Source organism: Chitinophaga sp. 10T418 (genome assembly GCF_056394125.1).
Genome location: NZ_JBFTHG010000005.1, coordinates 222,513 through 246,364 on the forward strand (window position 1 = coordinate 222,513; position 23,852 = coordinate 246,364).

A 23,852-nucleotide genomic window follows, 5' to 3' on the forward strand; every position below is an offset into this window, starting at 1 on the left:
TTTAAATTAAAAACTAAGAAAAATGAAGAATAAGTTAAATATAGCAGTGCTCATCTTTTTCGTTCCTTTTTTATTGATGGGTTGCAGTAAGGTACTTGATAAAACGAATCTTTCTGCTGTTGGTCCGGATCAGGTATGGTCGGATGTAAATATGGCTACGGCCTATTTAAATCAGATCTATTCAAATCTGATGCCTGGCAATACGTCGGGGAGTGGAAACAACACAGATGAAGGCGTTCCTTATCAAAAGCAAACAAATGACTGGTTCAGAGGTACAGCCACCTTTGACTCACAAAATAGCTTTGGGGCATATAATAGTATACGAACCATTAATATTTTGTTGGCCAATATCGACAAAGCCAGTTTCGGCCAGGCAGATAAAGACAAAATTAAGGGACAGGCATTATTCTGGAGAGCCTGGGCATATCATAACCTGGTAAGTAATTATGGCGGCGTCCCCCTCATATTGGAAGCACAGCTGCCTAGTACAGATTTAACCACCCTGCAAAAGCCCCGCAATAAAACATCGGAATGCGTAACACAGATTTTAAAAGACATAGACAATGCGACTGCATTACTCCCCGATGCTTTTACAGATAATGATATGGGCAGAGTAGATAAAGGCGTTGCTATGGCTTTTAAAGGAAGAGTATTATTATTTTATGCCAGCCCTTTGTTTAATGGTTTGGGAGGAGTAGCTACCTGGCAAAAGGCATACGATGCCAATAAAGCGGCTAAAGAGTTTTTAGACGCCCGTGGTAAAGGGTTGTATAGCCCCTACAGTAAAATATGGGATGATGAGTTAAACAAAGAAGTGGTGATGGTTCGCCGGTTCAATTATCCACAGGCAACCTATTTTCAGGGAGGCTTAATTCCATTGGATTGGTCTAAGGATGATGTAGGGTATGACCGGCCCTCATTGGAACTGGTAAATACTTTTCCTATGAAAGATGGCTCCAGTTGGGAATCACAGACGAGAAGTTATGATACTTTGTTTTTTAACAGGGATGACCGGTTTTACGCCAATATTTATTATAACGGATCTCCCAACCAATATTTGAAAGGGATGCGTGATGGTAAAACCTATCTGTGGACCTATTTTACCAGCATAACAAATTATAATGGTAACACTGGTCTTGAAGGAGTGCATAATCCAATAACGCTGGATCCCTTATGGTCTAACTCAAGTTTTTACCGCATAAAAGCAATTGATAAAACGATTGATAAAGGCACTGTTTACAATGCAGGCGTTGATTGGGTTGAAATCCGTTATGCTGAAGTATTAATGAATTATGGTGAATGCGCCAATGAAACAGGCAACACTGCAGTAGCACTGGACATATTAAAACAAATCAGGGCCCGCGCTGGTGTGTTGCCAGGCATTGCCGGTAACTATGGTATTACAGCTGTGCTGCAGCCTGATGTACGCAAGGCGTATCAAAAAGAACGCTTTGTCGAGTTTTGTTTTGAAGGCAAACGTATGAATGATCTGCGCCGCTGGAAAATGTTTGATTACCTGAGAGGTCTTACCCAGCGCCATGGAATAGCGGTGTTGCTGAAACCCGGACAATCGGATGTAAGCCCTATGTCGGATATAAATACGGTGTGGAACAAATTTACTTCTACTGTTATTCCAACAGATGCGGTTAACATAGCCATCAAGGATCAATATTACATTTATGGTATTCCAAAATCCATTCTGGACAGGAATCCATTGTTCAAACAAAATAGCAACTGGGGCGGAGAATTCGATCCCCTGCAATAAATTTTCATTTAAGTGGTTTGACCGGTAGTTAGAAAAAAGGGGGTATCTCAAAGTAATTTTGAGATACCCCCCTTTTAATAAATAACGGTTATCTATACGCCGTCCGCTTTTATCTGCGACAGCAATTTCTCGAGGTTTACCGTAGCAAATCCGGAAGCATAATCGGACAAGCCATACGGAATAATGAGTTCATCGTTGTGGATCATAGACCCGCAGGAGTACAATACGTTGGGAACATATCCTTCACGTTCGTCCTTATTGGGCATCAGCAGTGGCTCACGTAAACGACCTATTTCTATCCCCGGATTTTCCAGGTCCAGGAGGCTGGCACCGATGCAATATGTACGCATAGGTCCTACTCCATGCGTAATCACCAACCACCCTTCCGGTGTTTCAATGGGAGAGCCGCAGTTACCTACCTGTACAAATTCCCACGCATATTTAGGTGTATGCAGTATTTGCGGGTTTTCCCAGATATTGATTTTATCAGAATACATGATATATCCATTGATACCATCAATACGGGAGATCATGACGTATTTGCCGTTTATTTTGCGTGGAAACAGCGCCAGGTTCTTGTTCTGTGCGCCTTCTCCATACAGGGGCATGATCTTGAAATTATAAAAGTCTTTCGTTTGCAGCAGCTTTGGCTGGATAGTAATTCCATCATAAGCGGTATACGTAGCATAGTAGGTGATACTACCGTTTTCGCTGGTATACTTCACAAAGCGGGCATCTTCTATCCCCCTGCTTTCTGCATCAGAGTAGGGAAAAATAACACGATCGGACAGATCTGTATCCAGAGAAAAATTCAGCTCATAATAAGAATCTGCCAACCATAAAATCCTTTCCAGTCCTTTTTTCAGCAGGTGATCTACCTGGAAACGCTGCTGCATTTCCCGGATCACTTTCTTGAGAGCGAGGTATTCAAACTGGTCGGGGAGGCTATTTTGTACTTCCTGCATAACTGAATCAGGCAACCTGATAGAAGCAGCGTTCTGGAAAAAAGTATTTTTCCGGTAGATAGAGTTGCGGATAATTTCCGCTTCATCTACGTAATTGCCCGGAGCTATCAGGGAAATTTCATTGTTCTTATCAATGATACCAGATCTGAAAGCAATGGAGGACACATGTCCTTCACCCACTGCGCGGAAGCTCATAATCACACGTTTCTGTCCTTCTTCCAAACCGCTCTGATCTACATCTTCGATGAGGGAGGGATTAAAAAAAGCAGCAGATTCAATAGAATATTCGTTGGTAAAATAGGAGCCTGTCAGTAATTTCCGTTTAAGCGACAGTCCTTCATAATCAATCTGCAAGCCGGGATACAGGTGTCGCAGCCGGTCTGCATGTCTTTCAAAAATTCGGGTAATATTCCTGTGGCGTCGGGAAAATTCTCTTAGTATAGGCATAATCGTTATGTCTACCTCCGGATCGCCCATAGCAGCTACCAATTGAATGATAGATTTAGCCCTGGCCTCTCCATTGAAAAAAAATCTCGCTACTACGCGCTTMAGATCAGGATAAATCTTTGTGGATTTCCGCTCTATTGACAATCGCATGTTTTTCGTTTTGTTAAATACTGAATCCGTCTTCCAGGACAACTCCCTTTTTAACAACAACAATGCCGTCTTTCACCGTATATTTCTCAAAGTCCCCATCAGCCAAGTGTTTCCCGCCATTTATATGTACGCCGTTTCCGATGCTGCAGTTTTTATCGATGATGGCGTTATTAATAATACAGTTCTCTCCAATGCCCATGGTAGGTCGTCCTTCCGCCCTGGCATTTTCAATTTCTTCCAGGGTCTGATAGTAGTCGCTACCCATAATATAGGCATTGCTGATTTCAGAGCCTTTACCGATCCGGGTACGTATCCCCACCACTACCCTTTCGAGGCGGTTTGCCATTATAATACAACCATCTGCAATCATTGTTTTCTCCATGGTACCGGAAATTTTTGCCGGAGGCAGCATTCTGGCCCTGGAGTAGATGGTTTGAGATTCGTCAAAGAGGTTAAATAAAGGGATTTCATCAGTCAGCCCGATATTGGCTTCGAAGAACGACTCGATATTACCGATATCTGTCCAATAGCCTTCGTACTGGTAGCTGAAGATCCTGCGTTTGGCTTCAATGGCCTGTGGAATAAGCTGTTTACCAAAGTCGGCAGCTTCCGGCTGGTCATTGAGCATATCAAAAAGTACCTGTCTGTTGAAGATATAGATCCCCATGCTGGCCAGGTATACACGGCCTTCTTTCTGCATTTCTTCACTTACTTCGGAAGCCCATGGTGGCAGAACAGCCTGAGAAGGCTTCTCTGTAAAGGAAACGATAGCGCCTTTGTCATCTTCCTTAAGAATACCAAAATCAGAAGCATCCCTGGCACTTACCGGAATGGTGGCAATAGAGATCTCTGCACGGGTGTCGATGTGGTGCCGGATCATCTTTTTAAAATCCATCTGGTACAACTGGTCACCCGATAAAATGAGTATGTATTCAAACTCAAAGTTCTCCATGTGATGAATACATTGTCTTACCGCATCCGCTGTGCCCTGGTACCAGGTAGGGTTATCGGGTGTTTGTTCAGCTGCCAGGATATCCACGAATCCCTTATCAAAATTGCTGAAGTGATAAGTGTTCTTGATATGTTTGTTCAGGGAGGCCGAATTAAACTGCGTCAATACAAAGATGCGGTTCAGTTCAGCATTCAAACAATTGGAGATGGGAATATCCACCAGTCTGTATTTACCGGCTAAAGGCACCGCTGGTTTTGAACGGCGACGGGTAAGCGGATACAGGCGGGTGCCGGCCCCTCCTCCGAGAATAATGGATATTACATCGTTAGTCATAATGGGAATTGGTTTTTAGAAAGTCATCATTCAATATTCTAAACTATTTCATACTGCTGTACATGTCAATGTAACGTTGTGCAGAACTGCCCCAGGAATGATCAATGTTCATGCCTCTCAAACGGACTTCCTCCAGATGTGTGGCATCATGATACAATTCTATCGCCCGTTTAACCGAGTAACAAACATCCCAGACACCTGCCTGGTTAAAGCGAATCCCCACCCCATCTTTATCTCCAAAGTCGGTGACGGTATCTTTCAATCCCCCGGTGCTGCGTACCATCGGAACCGTTCCATAACGCAGGGCATACATCTGATTCAGCCCGCAAGGCTCTACCCGTGAGGGCATCAGCAGAAAATCACTGCCCGCATAAATAAGATGGGATAAAGATTCATCATACCCGATATGTACATTGAAACCATAGCTCACCAACTGACGCGTTTGCTGCAATGACCACTCAATATGTGGTTCCCCACTCCCCAGAACGAGGAAGCTGACTTCTCCCGGTAGTTCGTGCAGCGAGCGCCCAATGATTTCAGGTAACAGGTCTGCCCCCTTATCTCCTACCAGTCTGCCTATAAAGGAGATCAGCGGCAAAGAGGCATCCAGTCCGAAGCGCTCACACAGCAATTGTTTATTTTCTTCTTTACCGGCTACAGCGGTATCAATATCAAAATTCCGGGCCAGCATATGGTCAGTGGCAGGATCCCATACCAGGGTATCAATTCCATTCAGAATCCCTACCATCTTCGCTTTTTCCTGGCTGATCAGGCTTTCGAGGCCGTTGGCATTATAAAACAGTTCTTCCAGGTAACCCGGCGAAACAGTGGTCACGCGCCAGGCACATTTGATAGCCGCTGCCAGCGGATTGATGGCGCCGCCCCAATCCAGTAAACCTGCCTTCCAAAGGTCAAAAGACGGGAGCAGGTATAGCTTATCCCATCCAAACTGGCCCTGGTATTGTGCATTATGAATAGTCAGTACTGAAGGAATATCTTTCAGCCGGGCATATTTGTAACAATAATTCAACAGAAAAGGGATTAACCCGGTATGATGATCGTGGCAATGGATTACATCCGGCTGATGCTGCCATTCGTTGATCCAGTCCAGCACCGCAACCTGGAAGGCCAGAAAGCGTTCTGTATCATTTGGGTAACCATATACACCAGGGGTATCGAGCAAACCGGGAATATCCACAAGGTACAGGTCGAAGCCCAGGTCGTTGCTGCGTTCTTTTAATACGTTGAAATGGTACCAGTCGTGCCCCAGCCACATGCCAGCCTGGTGTACCACATCAAATTCGTGGGTGTCATAATACTTTGTCCGGTAGGCGGGTACTACTACCTTGGCAAAATTTCCTAACTGGTGCTGATATTTGGGTAATGCCCCCACCACATCACCTAGTCCACCTACCTTGGCTACCGGGTAACATTCCGCGCTAATGTGTAAAATCTCCATGCTAAATAATTGATAATCTTTATTAAGTTACCTTGGAAAAATAAGAAAACAAAGGGGGAGACGGAATTTATTTTAACGTGAATTTTTCCCGCAACCAGTTAGACAGATTTTCAGGTTTGACCGGATTCTTTTTGATTTTGTATGATTTAAAAAGATGCAGAAAGACAACTATAAATATTTTATCATCTGACTTCGCTCCTCTTTATAATGGTTGATCCCATACCAGATAAAAAACCGGGGTTGTATATTTGTATTCGTTATTGTCATGTGTTCATCCTCTAAATGCGCCTGTTATGGATTTTGGTCGTGTTCCTACTCCCGAATTATCAGACATTGATTTTAAATTGCCTGCAGAACCTGCATTTAATAAGAAGGTATTGAAAGGCAAGCCAGTCAAAAAGCCGCTGGCCTACCTGGGCTGCGCCAAATGGGGCAGAAAGGAATGGATAGGGAAAATATACCCCAAAGGTACCAAAGAGGCCGATTTCCTCGGAGAATATGTAAAACACTTCAACAGCATAGAGCTCAACGCCACCCATTACCAGATATATGGACCAGCTACCATTTCCAAATGGGATGTGAAAGCCCAGGGCATGGATTTTAAGTTCTGTCCCAAAGTACCACAAAGCATCAGTCATTTCAGCAACCTGGTAAGCGCTGGCGACAAAACCACTTCTTTCCTGGAAGGCGTGCTGGCATTCGGTTCCCACCTGGGACCTGTTTTTTTACAATTGAGTGATAAATATGGCCCGGCCAAACGGGAATACCTATACGAATACCTCGCCTCCCTGCCGAAAGACCTGCAGTTTTTTGTAGAATTGCGGCATAAAGCCTGGTATGAAGATGAAGCCGTACGCCTGGAACTATTTGAAAAGCTCCGGGAACTCAATGTGGGCATCATTATTACCGACACCGCCGGCAGAAGGGATGTGGCACATATGTACCTGACCATCCCCAAAATATTTATCCGGTTTGTAGGCAATAGCCTGCACCCTACGGATTATACCCGGATCGATGACTGGGCGAACCGCATCAAATACTGGCTGGACAACGGTTTAAAGGAAGTATACTTTTTCATGCACATGCACGATGAGGCCAAATCCCCCGAACTGGCCGTATACCTGATTGATAAGCTGGAGGCGGTTTGCGGCCTACAAGTAAAAAAGCCCCAATTTGTAAAAGAATAGTGCTTTTTTTGACGAATACATTACAAGGCATGAAAAAGCCGGACTGAAATATTAATTTCGCCTTTTCAAAACCGGTACTAAAAATGATGCGCGACAAGCTAGAGCAATTGGCCCAGCAACTGAAAGGCAAGCTTTATACAGACGATACCATGCGAACACTTTATGCCACTGATGCATCGGCATACCGTGAAATGCCGCTGGCAGTAGCTATTCCGCAGCATATCGATGATCTGAAGACACTGATCAGCTTTGCGCGTGAAAATAAAACCTCCCTGATCCCACGTACAGCCGGTACCTCACTCGCCGGACAAGTAGTAGGCAACGGAATCATTACCGACGTATCCCGCACCTTTACCAACATACTGGAATTTAATAAAGAAGAAGGCTGGGTACGTGTACAGCCAGGCGTGATCCGCGATGAACTCAACATGTTCCTGAAACCACATGGCTTTTACTTTGGCCCGGAAACCTCCACGGCTAACCGCGCCATGATAGGCGGCATGGTAGGCAACAACTCCTGCGGCTCCAACTCCGTGGTATATGGCAGCACCCGTGAACACCTCCTMGAAGTAAAAGCCCTGCTGAGCAACGGCGAAGAAGTGACCTTCGGCAGCATGAACGCCGAAAGCTTCCACCAGAAATGCGAAGGCCCTGATACCCTGGAAACGAAGATCTATAAACAGATCCGTACCAGTCTGAGTAACCACAGCTACCAAACCGAGATCAGGAAAGAGTTCCCAAAGAAAAGTATTCCCCGCCGCAATACCGGCTACGCAGTAGACATGCTGCTGGACACCAGCCCCTTCACCGCCGGCACAGAAGATTTCAACTTCTGCAAGCTGATAGCAGGTTCTGAAGGTACCCTCGCTTTTCTGACAGAAATAAAACTACATGTAGATCCCCTGCCTCCCAAAGAAACAGGCCTGATCTGCATCCACTTCAATAATATTGATGAGTCACTCCGCGCCAACATCCTGGTGATGGAATATAAGCCCAGCGCCAGCGAGCTGATTGATCATTATATACTGGAATGTACCAAGGATAATATCGAGCAAAGCAAAAACCGCTTCTTTGTGCAGGGAGATCCCGGCGCTATCCTGGTAGTGGAGTTTTGCCGCAACACCCGCGAAGAAGTAGTGGAAATTGCCGGCAGACTGGAAGCCACCCTGCGCGCAGCAGGACTGGGTTACCACTTCCCCCTCCTCTTCGGCGATGACAGCAAAAAAATATGGGCACTCCGCAAAGCAGGTCTGGGCCTGCTCAGCAACCTGCCCGGCGATGAAAAAGCTGTGCCGGTGATTGAAGACACCGCCGTAGCCGTAGAAGATCTGCCTGACTTTATCCGTGATTTCAACGATATCCTGCAGCAATATAAACTCTACGCCGTCCACTACGCGCATGCCGGTAGCGGTGAAATTCACCTCCGTCCCATCATCAACCTGAAAACAGAAGAAGGAAATTTACTGTTCCGCAAGATTGCCGAAGAAATTGCCACCCTCGTTAAAAAGTACAATGGCTCCCTCAGTGGAGAACATGGTGATGGCCGGCTTCGGGGCGAATTCATCAAACAGATGGTGGGCGACAAAAACTATGAACTACTCCGACAGATTAAATATACCTGGGATCCGGAAAACATTTTCAATCCCAACAAGATCGTAGACACACCATCTATGAATAGTATGTTGCGCTACGAGCCTGGACAACAGGTACCGGAAATAAAAACCATCTTTCATTTCCCGCAACAAACCATGCTGCAGCATGCCGAGCAGTGCAACGGTTCCGGCGATTGCCGTAAAACACAACTGAGCGGCGGCACCATGTGTCCCAGCTATATGGCTACACGGAATGAAAAAGATACTACCCGCGCCAGGGCTAATATCCTCCGCGAATTCCTGACACATAGCAACAAAGAAAACCGCTTTGATCATAAAGAAATTTATGAGGTGCTGGACCTCTGTCTTGCTTGTAAAGGCTGTAAATCAGAATGCCCTTCCAACGTGGATATGGCCAAACTGAAGATGGAATTCCTGCAGCATTATTATGATGCCAACGGCGTACCAATGCGGGCTAAAATGATCGGCAACTACTCCAAACTTTCTGCACTGGCAGCTATTGCACCGGGAGTATACAATGCCATGATCAATAATTCCTTTACCGGAGGCATCATCCGTAAATTCGCCGGCTTTGCCGCAAAACGTTCTTTACCAGGCCTGCACCACACCACCTTACGTAAATGGTTCAACGAAAAATGGCCCAAAGAAAAGCAAGGTGCTACCGGTAATAAAAAAGTATATCTTTTCTGTGACGAGTTCACCAACTATAATGATACTGCTATCGGTATCAAAGCCGTACAACTGCTGCACCGCCTGGGCTATGATGTTCAAATGATTGCACATCCGGAAAGTGCCCGTGCTTACATGTCGAAAGGACTGTTACGCAAGGCGCGCGAATATGCAGAGAATAATGTTCGTATATTCAGTAACGTTATTAACGAAAATGTACCACTGCTCGGCGTAGAACCTTCTGCGATACTGAGCTTCCGCGATGAATACCCAGACCTGGTACGTGAAAATTTACGCGCACCCGCCAAAGCATTGGCGAAACATGTGTACCTGATAGACGAGTTCCTGGCAGCAGAAGCAGAGAAAGGACATATCACTGCCGCACAGTTTACCAGTGATAAGCAACACATTAAATTACATGGCCACTGTCAGCAGAAAGCATTGTCTTCTGCGCTGCATAGTAAAAAGATGTTGTCACTGCCGCAGAACTATTCTGTGGAAGTAATTCCCTCCGGTTGTTGTGGTATGGCAGGGTCTTTCGGCTATGAAAAAGAGCACTATGACCTGAGTATGCAAATAGGTGAAATGGTGTTGTTCCCGGCGGTGCGTAATGCTGCCACCGGTACTATCATTGCCGCTCCGGGCACCAGTTGCAGACACCAGGTAAAAGATGGAACCGGGGTGAAAGCCCTGCATCCGGTAGAGATATTGTATAATAGTCTGGTATAGTGCGTTCAGACCTTTCCTGTATACACCTTCGTTTCATAATGAAACTTCACCATGCCCTGTTCCTGGTATTTCCAGAACAGGTCTTCCAGGGCTTTGATCATGTCTTCATACACGGGGTGGCCTTTTTCAGGCGCATAGGAAGAAGACAACAACCGTCCTTTCAGCGCGGCAAAATCGAAGATCTGTGCATTTTGAAAAGTCTTTTCGTGGATGGTGTCAGGTTGAAAAAACGCGGCTAACTGTGACGTCCCTACGTTTCTGTGTTGCATGTCTTTATAATCGGTACCAAACTGGTGCAGGAGCTTTTCGTAGCCCTTTTCGAAAGGCAGTTCCGCCTGTCTTACGTTCCACATCAATACAACGTGGGCTTCTTTGCGGCCTATGCGTCTGAATTCCGCGGCGGTAGCGGTTTGGTCAAACCAGTGAAAAGCGGTACCCGCAACAATCAGGTCTATAGAGGCCGCCGGCAGGGTGGTATGTTCTGCTGAACCGGCCAATGCAGAAAATCCCGGATAACGTTGCAGTAATTGCTGCGACTTCTCCCTCATTTCTGCATTGGGTTCTATCGCATACACCTTGTTGCCGTTATCTAGGAAAGGCTGGGCAGAGATGCCGGTACCGGCGCCAATATCCGCCACGATGGTATCGCGTGTTAAACCCACTTCCGTAGCCAGATATGGAATAATGGCCACAGGATAATGCGGCCGGTATTTTACATAGTTATCTACCCGTGTGCTAAAACGTTCCGTATTTTTCATGATAATGAAGTTAGGGTTATTCTCCTAAACCTTTAGGTTTCTTGTCTTCATTACCATTCGCTTCCAGGTCGGCCAGTTTCTTCTTGCCATAAGCCATCTTGGTGATGAGTACATACAATACCGGTACCGTGAAAACACCCAGTAAAGTAGCGGCCAACATACCTCCTACTACGGTGAAGCCTATATTAACACGGGAAGCGGCACCCGCCCCTTTCGCCAGACACAGCGGCAACACCCCCAATATGAAGGCAAAGGAAGTCATAAGAATAGGACGTAAACGCAGTTTCACGGCTTCCAGCGTAGCATCCAGCAATGGCATCCCCCTGTCTACACGCTCTTTACAGAACTCAACGATCAGGATGGCATTTTTCGCAGCCAGACCAATCAGGGTAATCAACCCTATCTGAGAGTATACGCTATTGGCCTGTTTGGTTAACGACAGCGCCAGGATAGAACCAAATAATGCAATAGGTACCGCCAGCAATACGGAGAACGGAACCGACCAGCTTTCGTACAAGGCGGTGAGCAACAGGAATACAAACAGGATAGATAAAGCGAAGATGAGCACACTACTGTTACCTGCTTCAATTTCCTGCAATGATACGTTGGCCCACTCGTAACCAAAATTTTCAGGCAATACTTTAGTCGCCACCTCTTTCAGTGCATTGATGGCATCACCACTGCTATAGCCTGTTTTACTATCTCCATCAATTTCAACGGAACGATACAGGTTAAAGTGATTGATTACCGGCGCACCTGCTGATTTTTTGGTGGTGATCAGCGCGCTGAGCGGCACCATCGACCCTGTGTTATTTCTGACATAATATGTACTCAGGTTATTGATGCTGGTTCGGTATAATGAATCTGCCTGCAACACCACGCGGAAGCTACGACTGAACTTTGTAAAGTCATTGACGTAGAGCCCTCCGAGGAATGTTTGCAGCGCATTAAATACATCGCTGACGGCTACACCGAGTTGCTTACATTTATCGCGGTCTACATCCACATTAAACTGTGGAGTATTGGCGCTGAAGAAAGCATATGCCCTGGCAATTTCCGGCCGCTGGTTGGCTGCCATGAGGAACTGCCCCATTACCTGCAGGAACTGATTAATGTCCGGATTACTTCGTTGTTCCAATATAAAGGAGAACCCTCCCGAAGTACCCAAACCACGCAGCGTAGGTGCCGGAATACAAATAATATTGGCCCCTATAATTCTGCTGGTCGCCATTTGTATACGGCCTAATACAGTGCCTATATTGTCGCCATGCTTATAACGTTCATCCCATGGTTTGAGGCTCACGAAAAACGTACCGGAGTTAGGTTTGGTGGCATTGGCCACGAAGTTGATACCGGTGATGCCGAAGAAATGTATAACGGCACTATCTTTCAACAAAATATCACTGATCTGTGCCACCACTTCTTTTGTTCTCTCCGTAGAAGAGGCTTCCGGCAGTTCCAGTGCTATATACAGGGCGCCCATGTCTTCCTGGGGCACAAAGGTGGTCGGTGTTTTCTTGAAGAGGAAAAAGGCCACCGCAAATATGATTCCCATGATAATGAGTACCACCGGAGTTTTGCGGATAGAGAACATCACTCCTTTTCCGTAGTTATTGGTTACCCGCGTAAACCATTCATTAAATTTAAAAAAGATCTTATTCAGACCATGTGATTTTTGGGTAAGGTGTGCAGGTCTTAACAGGATGGCCGTCAATGCAGGTGTAAAGGTCAGCGCCAGGAATGCAGACAACAACACGGAAAAGGCGATCGTTAAGGCAAACTGCTGATACAATCGTCCGCTTACACCGGGAATGAATGCCACAGGCACAAATACCGCTGCGAGGATAAGTGCGATGGCGATTACCGGTCCCTGTACCTCCGACATGGCTTTAAAGGTGGCATCCCGGGGCGACATCAGGTCTGCATCAATATGATGCTGCACTGCCTCCACCACCACAATGGCATCATCTACCACAATACCAATGGCCAGCACAAAACCAAACAGCGTAAGGGTATTGATGGAAAAGCCGAGTAGCTGGAAAAATATAAAGGTGCCTATCAGGGAAATCGGAATTACCAAGATAGGAATAAGTGTGGCCCGCCAGTTCTGTAAGAATATAAATACCACGATCACCACGAGGATCAGGGCTTCGATAAATGTCTGGATTACTTCCTCAATAGAAATCCGCACAAAGGACGTAGTTTCAAAAGGCACCAGCCAGTTCACATCTTCCGGAAAATTCTTTGCCATATCCGCCATCTTGGCCATTACCTTGTCGTTTACATCCAGCGCATTGGCGCCGGGAGACAGGTAAATTGCCATACCACTACCTGTTTTACCATCTGCTTTTGCTTCGATGGAATAGGTAAAAGATCCGAGGTTGATACGGGCTACATCCCGCAGTCTTACCAGGCTGCCATTGTTACTTTTAGCCACTACTACGTTGCCGAATTCTTCTGAAGTAGCCAAACGGCCTCTCACACTTACCGTATATTCAAATGCCTGTGAATGACTCATGGGTGGTGCACCGATACTGCCGGCAGGCACCTGTTGGTTTTGTTCCCTGATGGCAGCGGCGATATCACCTGCAGTCAGGCCAAGGGCGGCCATCTTATCAGGGTTCAGCCATATGCGCATACTATAATCCTGCGAGAAAGCATTCACATCACCTACTCCTACAATACGTGCCAGCTCGGGTTTCAGGTAAATGTTCATGTAGTTGTCCAGGAACTCACGGGAGTGCTTTCCTTTGGGAGAGTTTAACGCAATTACCATCAACATATCGTTGGACCGCTTCTTCACCGTTACGCCTACACGCCGTACTTCATCCGGTGTACTTGGCAACGCCAGGCTCACACGGTTTTGTACATCCAGCGTAGAGATATCGGGATTGGTACCCAGGTTAAAGGTGACGGTAATACTCATAGATCCATCGTTGGCACTCACGGACTGAATATACATAGCGCCGGGAGTACCGTTTACCTGGTTTTCTATGGGGGTGGTCACTGTTTCTTCTACCGTAGTGGAGTTGGCTCCTACATAATTGGCCCTTACATCTGTTACTGGTGGTGCTATATCCGGCAACTGCGCAATGGGTAGGTTAAACATGCAGATGAGCCCTACAATCACAATGATGATAGCAATTACGATAGTAGTATTCTTGCGCTCTATAAATGTTTTTGAGATCATACTGTGATGGTGATTTAGTATTATTATTTTCCTGCCGGTGCTCCTGCAGGTGCTCCTGCTCCCGCAATATTGACAGTGTCTCCGGGTTTCACCCGCTGTATACCTTCCACCACTATCCTATCGCCGGCTTTCAATCCGCTGTTGATCAGCAGCATGGTATCGGTAATGGCACCCGGCACAATATCCCGGGCTCCAATCACATTGTCTTTGCTGATTGTATACACGCTGGTTTCAGATAAATTCTGGATCATCGCCTTAGCGGGGATAGCCAGCTGGGTAGCCGGAGTACCATATTGCATCACTACCACGATGCTCATACCTGATTTCAGCATATCATCTTTGTTCTGAAACACAAGCCGCACACGGACAGTTCCGGTTTGGGCATCAACGATATTATTGATCGTCAGCACTTTTCCTACTTCTCCGTATCGGGTACCATCACCAAACTGAATAAAGAATTTTTCATCTCCCTGTCCCTTCTGGATGCGGAGAAACTCCGGCAACCGGGACTGTGGAATATCCATATCGGCAAACATCGGGTGTTCGTTGACGATAGTATTGATCAGTGTTTGGCCGGCATTCACGATATCTCCTACTTTAATCTGGACGATACCTATTTTACCGGTTACCGGTGCTTTTACGATGGCATGGTTCACATCCGTACCGGCTTTGGCCACAGATGCTTTGGCGGCGGCCACATTGGCCTTCGATGTCAGCATGGCTGTGTAGGCCTGGTCTACCGTTTGTTTGGAGATGGCATCATGTTCCAGCAGGGACTTATATCTTTCGTAATCACGTGTTTTCTGTGCCAGATCGGCTTCCGCCTGTTGCTGGGTAGCGGCGACCTGACCATATGCAGCGGCAGCACGGCTTCTGTCTATATCATATAATGCCTGCCCTTTGGTAACGTTACTACCGTCTTGTACCCGGATGGCTTCGAGGTAGCCGGAAACATCCGGGCGGAGTTCCACTACATCATGCGCCAGGAGGGTAGCAGGAAATTTTTCTGCCACGGTATAAACGGCGGGAACCACTTCCGCAGCTACCACCGTAGGTTTCATCTTCCCCATCATAGCGGCCTGCTGCTGTTGCTTTTTGCTGTTGCCACAGGCTACACAGAGTATCATTCCTGCCACATAAAAGGTCCGCTTGTTATTTATTAGATACATATGAGAAATTAATTGCGAATTACGAATACAAAAAAGCTAACTGCTTATTTAATTTTGCCCATGGCTTTATCGAGGTCTGTTTTACTGATCAGTGTATTCAGCAGGGCCTGCACATAATCTACCTGCGCCTGTTTCAGGTCACTTTCTGCCGAGGTAACATCCAGACTGGTGGCTACTCCCTGTTCAAATTTGAGTACGATGCGATCGTATATTCCCTGGGTAAGCCCCATGTTGGTTTTCTGTGTTACAAACCTTGATCTGTTGTTGAGATATTGGGTATTGGAATTGGTCACATCCAGTTTGATCTGTTGGCTCAGATAGTCCAGGTCATTTTGCGACTTTTTTAATGTTATCTTGTTTTCCCGGATCTGATGTAGTCTTTCCGTACCTGCAAAAATGGGCCAGGTAAGACTTAACCCAAGCGCGGAGGCGCCATAACCGGTTTTATACAGGTCTCCGAAAGTGGAGGCGAAGTAATTATATCCGTAGTTGACGTAAGCGTTCAATGTAGGCAGGTATCCCAGCCGCTTACTTTTCAGGTTCAGTTCATTCAGTGCAATCTGCGTGGTTTGTATGCTGTATTCAATTCTATCCTGCACCTGGTAATCAACGGTATCTGAAATAAATGAGTCTACATTCAGGTCCTGTACTGTTTCGGTGAGGGTGAGCTTTGTTTCCTGGGGCATGCCCATCTGGAACTTCAATAACTGCATCGTATATACGAGAACCCGGATCTGGGTTTCAATATCTGTCACCACATTATTATAGGACACCTGTATTCTGTCTACGTCTACCCTTTCTGCCACGCCTACATCGTAACGGGCTTTGGTATCCGAGAGGGTTTTGCTTAGCTGGGCCATATTGGATTTTGCCAGCCGGATATTTTCTTCATTGGCCAGCACCGCATAATATGCTTTGGTGATGGCTACCCTCGTGTCTATTTCTGTACGTTTATAGGTCTTTTGCGACAAGCCACCATACACCCTGGAAGCTTTCAGTCCCAGGAAGTAATCACTGTTAAAGATGGCCTGGTCTACCTGTCCCGTAACCCCGGAAGACCATTTGGTGCCAAATTGCACCGGGATCTTTTTATCGTAGTTACCATTGGCGATGTCCGGAATCAGGGAGGTTTGCAGCTTAAGGTTATCTACCAGACTTCCGTTAATATTTACGTGGGGTAATAACTTACCGGTAGCTTCTTTTATCTGTTCCTGGGAAAATGCTACATCCAGCCGGGCATTTACCACATCATTCTGATGAGCGAGTCCGTATTGTATGCAATTGACCAGGTTATAAGCATAACTACCTGGCTGTGTAGTATCCACCTGCCCGTAAGCTGCTGTTATTCCTGACAATAAAAGAAGGGTGAAGAGGAAAAAACGACAATGCATACTTATTACTTTGAAAGTATATGATGATTGATAAATACTTAACAACAAACAGGTAAAAAGGTTGAGCGGATATTGTCTCTTTTCGGGAGGCAGCATCCGGCAAATGCATGGTAAACGCTAATAGCTGTCAGCTAATAGCTATTTTCGTATCTTTCGGAAAAGTTATTGTTAACTATGTCTATGTCTGTTATAAAAGAACCCAAACCGTTTCATCGTGAGTTTGAGCTGGAGCGATTGATCCTTTTCAGCGATGCGGTGTTCGCCATTGCCATTACTTTACTGATTATTGAAATCAAATTGCCTGTTCTTCCTGGAAAAATGCCTGCCAACGGCTACTGGGATCTGCTGCAGCCGACTGTTATTGAATTTCTGACTTTTACTGCCAGCTTTGTATTTATTGGTAACTTTTGGGTCCGGCATCTGCATTTATGCCGCTTCCTCCAAAATTACAACGAAGGATTGATTCATCGCAATCTTTTCTTTTTATTTTTTATTGTGTCGTTTCCATTTTCGACTTCGGCGATTTTGCATACCAGTGCTCATTTTATGTTGCCTTTCTTTATCTATCTGTGTAACCTGACGGGCTGTCTGGCGGCTTTATTCTGGATCAGTTACTATGTTTTCCAGAAAAATCCAAACCTGGCTGTGCCGGGGCATCATACAGAAAAGGAGTTATTGTACCAGCGCTCTAAATACGGGTTTCTCACTATGGCAACGGGTTTTACCTGTATTGCCATGACCTATTTCCTGTATCCGGAGAATACTGCGTACCAGCGTGTCAGTTATATGATTATTCCGGCGCTGGGTTTGTTTAATTATTTCCGTTTAAAGATAAAAAAGCGAAATACCCTTCGCCTGGTACATCGGGTGGAGAAAACAACTGAATAGATCGTCTATGATGGAACTGGACAAAAGGGAAGCACAATTACTCCGCCGGGCGATCAACACCTGGCAGAAGGAACAGCTCATTACGGAGGAGCAGGCAGGTGAACTGCAGCAAAGCTATAAAGTGGTGAGTACCGATTGGCAAACAATTACCCTTTACATATTCATCGCTGCCATTTCCTGTGCACTGATGGCTTTTGGCTCGCTGGTGCTTGATGAAAAGTGGATAGAAATCATCCGGAAAAAGTTTTCACTGACAGATAGTGTGATTGCCTTGCTATTTGCCGGACTGACCATATTTCTTTGTTATGAGGGCTGGCGGCGTAATAAACATCAGCCGGTATTTTCTTTTAACCGGGAGCTTTTCTGGTTGTTGCCTGTACTTAGTATAGGCGTGAGCGTGGTATACCTGGGCAAGAGTGTAAATTATCTCGATGGCAACTATGGCGCCTTCTGGTTGCTGGCAACCGCCTGTTACGGTGTGCTGGGCATTACGCTTCATTCGAGGCTGTTGTGGGCTGCTACCCTGTTGTGCCTGATACCAGCTTATGTAAAACTCACCTATTATCTTACGGGCGATGCTTCTTTTTTCCTGGGTATGAACCTGCCCTGCCGCATGGCCCTGCTGGGCGCTTTGCTGGTGCTGGCAGCCTGGTTGTTACGGCAATTCCGGGTATATGCGCCCATCAAGGATATTACCTGGAGCGGCGGCTGGCTACTGTTCATCATTTCCGGCTGGCTCATCTCCATTTTCGGCAACTGTGGAACCTGGGACGAATGGCAACAACTGCGACAGATACATTTGTTACAGTGGGTAATCATTTACACCCTGCAATGTGTGGGCATGCTGCTACTGGGCATCCGTATGAAAGATGACCTGTTGCGTGACCTCGCCGTTGTTTTTCTTCTACTGGATCTTTATACCCGCTACTTTGAATATCTCTGGGACCATACCAACAAAGGACTGTTCTTTGGCATACTGGCCATTTCCTTCTGGTGGGTGGGCCGGTTGATAGAGAAACGGATGAAGCGGGGGTGAAAGGCTTCGGCCTTTATCTTTGAACTGGACGAAACTGATTTTTACTTTTTCATGAGAAAGCAATAAAATCATAAAAATCAGTTTCATCCAGTTCAAAGACAAGCGCCGAAGGCGCTCCCCTACGCTGCCACCACTTCTTTTACTTCTATACCATACCTGCCGGTATCACTGACACTCCAGTCGTAATTACCGGTAATCCAGGAACGTAGTACAGATACATAACGGAGCAGTTCATAATCTCTTTCATCTCCTTTCAGCGGTAATAATTTTTCGAGGGTAGCAAAAATGGCAACTTCTTCATTGTGCATCCGGGCCGCCTGGTTCACCGCATCCTGCAAACTGATTTGTCCGTGGTGCTGCAACACCAGCACCAGGTTATGGACGTCGCCCTGTCGGGATTCTTTAGCACAGGAAAACAGATCATTGGACCAGCATACAATGTTATTGCAAGCCTGTATCATACGTTGCATCAATGGCTGTTCTATCACCGTGCGGGGGAGATAAATTTTTTCAATAATTTCAATGGCTTCGATATCTGCCAGGAGGGCGCCGGTGAAGGGGCGCATGTGTACATAATCCGCCAGGGAAGGGACGATGCCCGCTTCCCGGTTCTCTGCTTCCCAGATACAGGAAGTAAAATAATCATCCATACTGCGTATAAAGCGGAGGCGCCAGGCGGGGCTTCCAATTGCACGCATACGGTCCCAGATACTACTCAGTGCAGCAGGTAACGGGCCGCCGTTTTCTGATGTTATCTGCCGGTTATGCTGCAGGATGTCCATGAATCCGGCCATCATGCTTTTCAGGTAGTCTGCCTTACGGCCGGCAGTGGCCTCATCACACTGGTCGTCTAAAATAAACAGCCAGGTATTAAAATCAGCCACAATACAAAGTTCATGCAGGGCTGCATCGGGGAAAGCCCGGGCCGCCAACCATGCGAAGCGGGCTTTATGAAAGCGGTGCCAGGCTTTTTCTGTGGTGAGCAGACCAAAAAATTTTACCCAGGAGGCAACGTGGTCCTGGGCTTCGTTGACATGTTGATTAATTCCAGAAGGGAATGGGTACCTGATGTCAGGCATTTGGATAGTTGTCATGTGTCAGTTGATTTAATAGTTAATTATTGAGGGTAGTAAATAGCATAGGTGTTACCGGGCTTGTCCCGGTAAGGAGGCTAAAGGGCATAAAAATGACTGCCGTATCAAGGCAGTAAGCAGATAGGTGCTGTAAATTTCACTTCATTAAACCGCTCCGGTTAACAGCAAATTGGCATAGCTAAACAAAAACTAAAAATTATACACCGGCAGCATTGATCGGGATATTCATATACTGCAATACCAGTGGTAATGCACGATGAAACCAGATAGTAAATGAGGCTGGCTCTTTTTCCATTAATTTCATAATCTGACCGGAAGACAAATATTGGTAATCACATACTTCAGTTGGATTAGGATATATGTTGCCATTATAGGTACCCAGCAACACATGGTCAAATTCGTGTTCGGTTAAACCATTATCAAATTCCGCTCTATAGGTAAACGTAAAAATTTCCTTCATGTTGCAATCGAAGCCCATTTCTTCCTGCAACCGGCGATGTGCGGCTGCATCTGTAGCTTCCCCCGGAAACGGATGACTACAGCAGGCATTGGTCCACAATCCTCCGGAATGATATTTTTCCAGCGCCCTGCGTTGTAATAATATCTCTCCGGCATCATTGATGATAAACACGGAAAAAGCACGGTGCAGCAATCCTTTATGATGTGCTTCCATCTTCTCCATTGTACCAATAGCTTCATCTTGCTCGTTCACTAAAATTATGTCCGGTGATTTCATAGTATCACAAATATATTTTAATTAAACTTTTGGCAGACGGAAAATAGGATAAACTACCAAAAAACAACTCCCTTTACAGATATATATTGGTTGAATGGTTAACAACAATTACTTTAACGGTTACTACGCTAAATATATAGAAATTTCCGGACTTTTGCAGTATAACAACATCGATTATGGCAGAAGACTTACATATCATCAGGGGCGATAAAGCAGAACAATATACTTCACTGATCCCGCAAATAAAGGGGTTGCTGGAAGGAGAAACAGACCTGGTAGCAAACTTAGCTAATGTAGCCGCTGCGCTGAAAGAGCAGTTTGGATGGTTTTGGGTAGGATTTTACCTGGTGAAGGAAGATGAACTGGTGCTCGGACCTTTTCAGGGACCGGTAGCGTGTACCCGTATTCGTAAGAACAGAGGTGTATGTGGCAGCAGTTGGGCACAGGCTGCAACATTGATTGTACCTGATGTGGAAGCATTTCCCGGACATATTGCCTGCAGCAGTCTTTCCCGGTCAGAAATAGTGGTGCCACTGATCCGCAACAACGAAGTAAAAGCAATACTGGACGTAGACAGCGAGTACCTGTCCCACTTTGACACCACCGATCAGCAATTCCTGGAAGAAATTGTGGCACTGATTGTGTTATAACACAGCGAAATTTTGTGACATTGACTTATTGAAAAACCATTATGCTTTTTTTCCGTAAAAAAAATATCGAAACAATATTGCCGGCAGACTTGCTGGCGTTTATGGCGACAGATATTCATTCCCATCTCCTGCCCGGCATTGATGATGGAGTGCCTGATGCTGCCACATCAATACACTTTATAGATCAGCTACAACAACTGGGTATCAAAAAAATTATTACTACTCCGCATATCATGATGGATCGTTATCCCAATTCAACAGATACGATGGCGGGGCCATATCAGGAAGTAATAACAGCACTTAAACAAAAAGATATCCGGATGGATTTTAGCTATGCGGCTGAATATTACCTGGATGAACAATTCATCCCCTTACTTCAAAAGCCGTTGTTAACGCTTTCCGGTAACCTGGTGCTGGTAGAAATCTCTTTTATGTCGGCGCCGATGCAGCTGGGTCAGTGGCTGTTTGATCTGCAGGCAGCAGGCTATCAGCCGGTAATGGCGCATCCGGAACGTTATTCCTATTATCACAAGGATATAGAACAATATCAGCAACTGAAACAACAGGGTTGCCTGTTACAGGTGAACCTGCTGTCTCTTGTAGGTTACTACGGTAAACATGTGCAACAGGCGGCAGAAAAACTGATGACAGCCGGACTCATAGATCTGATAGGTACGGATCTTCATCATGAAAAACACCTGAAGGCCATTACTGATATTGCCCGGAATACGAAACTGAGAAGAATACTGGAAACTTACTCCTTCAGAAATAACACCCTTTAATTTACCGGACAAGTGTAACTACTCCTGTTTGCTTAAGCGCCTGCTGTTTACTATCTGTATAGGTAAGTACCCATACATACGTGGCAGCTGACTGTTGTTGTCCCTTTAATTCGCCATTCCAACCACTTTCAGGACTGGTAGTACTAAATACAAGTTGTCCCCAGCGGCTATAAACGTCCAGATGAAAATCATGGACATCATCATGTAGTTTTACACGAAACAAATCATTCTGCCCATCACCGTTTGGTGAAAATGCAGTAGGAACAAACACAGCACACTCTCTTATATTTTTGATTATTTCTGCGCTTCCATGTACCTGGCAATTATTTTTATCTTTTACCTGATAATAATAAGTACCTGCATCCAGTTTACTCAAAATATTATCCGTTTGCCACTCATTTGTTTCCAGGCGGTAAGCATAGGGCGCCGTCCCTCCTGTTACGTTCAATGCAATCTTTCCATCAATCGTACTGGTACAGCTGGTACCAGTTGTTTTTACGTCCGTAATTTCCAGCGGCGATGGTTCCTGCAGCTTTATATTTTCTACACTATTAGCACAACCATGTTCATCTTTCACTCTTACCTGGTAACTTCCTGGTCTTAGATCCTTAAATACAGGCGTGTAACTGGCATGATCATTTTTATTCAGATAATATTGATAAGGGGGTATTCCTCCTGTAGTATTTATCAATATCTGGTTCTTATTCTCTCCACTACAATCAGAGGATATGGTAGTGACTTCACTTTTCAAATCAGTATTACGGATGGCAGCACTGGCGGTGGCTTGTGTTCCATTAGCAGCAGTAACGGTTACCTCATAGGTTCCTACATCCAGATTAGCAATACTGCTGGTAGTTTGCCCGCCTGGCTTCCATAAATAAGTATAGGGCGGTGTAACGCCTGATACATTCGCTGAAAGGCGGCCATTGGCTGCACCTATGCAGGTATGTTCCACGTTGAAAGTAATCTGAGGTACTTCCCGCATGGTGGCAGATAAATTATCCATCAATAAGGCGGAGCCGTATTTACTTTTATCACATTCTGCTGAAACATACGCCGCAAAAATAATATATTTAAAGCTCCGGGTAGTTGTGAACTGAGCAGTATGCCGCTGCCAATCCGTATGATAAAACTGTCCGGATCTCCATAACAGTTCCGTGGGTGTTGTGGGCGTATCGCTTCCATAAATAGCCAAATCACCATAGCACGCTCTGAAAATATACAAAGGGGCATACGCCAGATCAAAGGAAAACGTATAGGTACGCCCTCCTTTTAAGTTGACCTCCTGAGAAATTCCTTCCAGTTCGTCTTTCCCGCTGTGCAAACCAACATAGGTAGCTCCCAGTGATGCAGGTAAAGTAATCCCTAAAACACCGGGTTGTATATCTGGCGTATTAAAGGCAACGATCCAGTAAGGCGGTGCTTTTGTTTGTCCCCGCACACCTTCCAGTGAAGGATTTTTAATCTGAATGTCCTGTGCGGATACATATTGTAACGAGAGAAGAAAGACAAGCAGGAGTATACTGCTCCATTTTTTTAACCACCACAGGTGGGTTAAAAAAGTTGGCGCGCGGATTTTCAGCAACACAGAATAAGATGCAGAAGATATGGTTTTCATAAAAAAATTCACATTTCAAATAGCGAAGGCATAGCCTCGTAACGAACATTCTGAACATACAACGTTTTACATAGCCCGCTTGTTCAAGAATAACATTCTCACAAATGTAAAATTATTTTATATGTTTTCTATGAATAAAACAATTATTTAATAAATAGTTTTCCTCACTAAAATAGGACGATAAAGAAAAATGAACAGAAATGGTTATCAGATAAAATCTGTAAGAAATATAAGGTTTCCGCTTATTGCGACTATAACGGCAGGTAGTATC

17 protein-coding genes are annotated in these 23,852 nt (G+C 45.5%); 7 read left to right on the forward strand and 10 right to left on the reverse strand.

What is annotated here, in order from left to right; all coding sequences use genetic code 11:
• The first annotated feature begins 22 nt into the window (after positions 1 to 22).
• The gene (locus tag AC1DCV_RS16195; protein ID WP_477024107.1) at positions 23 to 1,765 is read left to right on the forward strand and encodes a RagB/SusD family nutrient uptake outer membrane protein; all 1,743 of its coding nucleotides are present in this window, start codon (positions 23 to 25) and stop codon (positions 1,763 to 1,765) included.
• A gap of 92 nt (positions 1,766 to 1,857) precedes the next feature.
• On the opposite strand, the gene AC1DCV_RS16200 is transcribed toward AC1DCV_RS16195, so the two are convergent.
• The 3 genes from AC1DCV_RS16200 to AC1DCV_RS16210 are packed head-to-tail and all read right to left on the reverse strand — an operon-like array spanning position 1,858 to position 6,071.
• Complete coding sequence (locus tag AC1DCV_RS16200) at positions 1,858 to 3,327, reverse strand: glycoside hydrolase family 130 protein (RefSeq protein ID WP_441576250.1); 1,470 nt, start codon at positions 3,325 to 3,327, stop codon at positions 1,858 to 1,860.
• Positions 3,328 to 3,340: 13 nt separating this feature from the next.
• Complete coding sequence (locus AC1DCV_RS16205) at positions 3,341 to 4,612, reverse strand: glucose-1-phosphate adenylyltransferase (protein ID WP_441576249.1); 1,272 nt, start codon at positions 4,610 to 4,612, stop codon at positions 3,341 to 3,343.
• A 43-nt stretch (positions 4,613 to 4,655) separates the two neighbouring features.
• Positions 4,656 to 6,071: a glycogen synthase gene (locus AC1DCV_RS16210; RefSeq protein WP_477024108.1), complete on the reverse strand. Its 1,416-nt coding sequence runs from the start codon at positions 6,069 to 6,071 to the stop codon at positions 4,656 to 4,658.
• Positions 6,072 to 6,364: 293 nt separating this feature from the next.
• On the opposite strand from AC1DCV_RS16210, the gene AC1DCV_RS16215 reads away from it, so the two are divergent.
• Together AC1DCV_RS16215 and AC1DCV_RS16220 are read left to right on the forward strand one after the other, a co-directional pair.
• Entirely contained in the window at positions 6,365 to 7,258 is an 894-nt protein-coding gene (locus AC1DCV_RS16215; RefSeq protein ID WP_477024109.1) for a DUF72 domain-containing protein, read from the forward strand.
• A gap of 83 nt (positions 7,259 to 7,341) precedes the next feature.
• Positions 7,342 to 10,269 carry an FAD-binding and (Fe-S)-binding domain-containing protein gene (locus AC1DCV_RS16220; RefSeq protein WP_477024110.1) on the forward strand — a complete coding sequence of 976 codons (2,928 nt, stop codon included), beginning with the start codon at positions 7,342 to 7,344 and terminating at the stop codon, positions 10,267 to 10,269.
• 5 nt (positions 10,270 to 10,274) lie between these two features.
• Here the strand turns inward: AC1DCV_RS16220 and AC1DCV_RS16225 are convergent, their stop codons facing one another.
• From AC1DCV_RS16225 to AC1DCV_RS16240, 4 genes are read right to left on the reverse strand one after another with little or no spacing between them, the layout of a single operon-like run.
• Entirely contained in the window at positions 10,275 to 11,027 is a 753-nt protein-coding gene (locus tag AC1DCV_RS16225; RefSeq protein ID WP_477024111.1) for a class I SAM-dependent methyltransferase, read from the reverse strand.
• A gap of 16 nt (positions 11,028 to 11,043) precedes the next feature.
• On the reverse strand, positions 11,044 to 14,217 hold the full coding sequence (locus AC1DCV_RS16230) for an efflux RND transporter permease subunit (RefSeq protein WP_477024112.1): 3,174 nt from the start codon (positions 14,215 to 14,217) through the stop codon (positions 11,044 to 11,046).
• A gap of 23 nt (positions 14,218 to 14,240) precedes the next feature.
• A complete protein-coding gene (locus AC1DCV_RS16235; RefSeq protein WP_477024113.1) occupies positions 14,241 to 15,386 on the reverse strand; it encodes an efflux RND transporter periplasmic adaptor subunit in 1,146 nt (381 codons plus the stop codon).
• Positions 15,387 to 15,430: 44 nt separating this feature from the next.
• Positions 15,431 to 16,777, reverse strand: coding sequence for a TolC family protein (locus AC1DCV_RS16240; RefSeq protein WP_477024114.1), 1,347 nt, complete (start codon positions 16,775 to 16,777; stop codon positions 15,431 to 15,433).
• 180 nt (positions 16,778 to 16,957) lie between these two features.
• On the opposite strand from AC1DCV_RS16240, the gene AC1DCV_RS16245 reads away from it, so the two are divergent.
• Complete coding sequence (locus AC1DCV_RS16245; protein WP_477024115.1) at positions 16,958 to 17,665, forward strand: TMEM175 family protein; 708 nt, start codon at positions 16,958 to 16,960, stop codon at positions 17,663 to 17,665.
• A gap of 7 nt (positions 17,666 to 17,672) precedes the next feature.
• On the forward strand, positions 17,673 to 18,701 hold the full coding sequence (locus AC1DCV_RS16250) for a hypothetical protein (protein ID WP_477024116.1): 1,029 nt from the start codon (positions 17,673 to 17,675) through the stop codon (positions 18,699 to 18,701).
• A gap of 119 nt (positions 18,702 to 18,820) precedes the next feature.
• Here AC1DCV_RS16250 and AC1DCV_RS16255 read toward each other — a convergent pair whose 3' ends face one another.
• Both AC1DCV_RS16255 and idi read right to left on the reverse strand, forming a co-directional pair.
• A complete protein-coding gene (locus AC1DCV_RS16255) occupies positions 18,821 to 19,795 on the reverse strand; it encodes a terpene synthase family protein (RefSeq protein ID WP_477024117.1) in 975 nt (324 codons plus the stop codon).
• A gap of 196 nt (positions 19,796 to 19,991) precedes the next feature.
• The gene (gene idi, locus AC1DCV_RS16260; protein WP_477024118.1) at positions 19,992 to 20,531 is read right to left on the reverse strand and encodes an isopentenyl-diphosphate Delta-isomerase; all 540 of its coding nucleotides are present in this window, start codon (positions 20,529 to 20,531) and stop codon (positions 19,992 to 19,994) included.
• Positions 20,532 to 20,707: 176 nt separating this feature from the next.
• On the opposite strand from idi, the gene AC1DCV_RS16265 reads away from it, so the two are divergent.
• Together AC1DCV_RS16265 and AC1DCV_RS16270 are read left to right on the forward strand one after the other, a co-directional pair.
• The gene (locus tag AC1DCV_RS16265; protein WP_477024119.1) at positions 20,708 to 21,181 is read left to right on the forward strand and encodes a GAF domain-containing protein; all 474 of its coding nucleotides are present in this window, start codon (positions 20,708 to 20,710) and stop codon (positions 21,179 to 21,181) included.
• A gap of 41 nt (positions 21,182 to 21,222) precedes the next feature.
• On the forward strand, positions 21,223 to 21,963 hold the full coding sequence (locus tag AC1DCV_RS16270) for a tyrosine-protein phosphatase (RefSeq protein WP_477024120.1): 741 nt from the start codon (positions 21,223 to 21,225) through the stop codon (positions 21,961 to 21,963).
• Position 21,964: 1 nt separating this feature from the next.
• Here the strand turns inward: AC1DCV_RS16270 and AC1DCV_RS16275 are convergent, their stop codons facing one another.
• Positions 21,965 to 23,581: a T9SS type B sorting domain-containing protein gene (locus AC1DCV_RS16275; RefSeq protein ID WP_477024121.1), complete on the reverse strand. Its 1,617-nt coding sequence runs from the start codon at positions 23,579 to 23,581 to the stop codon at positions 21,965 to 21,967.
• Between the last annotated feature and the right edge of the window lie 271 nt (positions 23,582 to 23,852).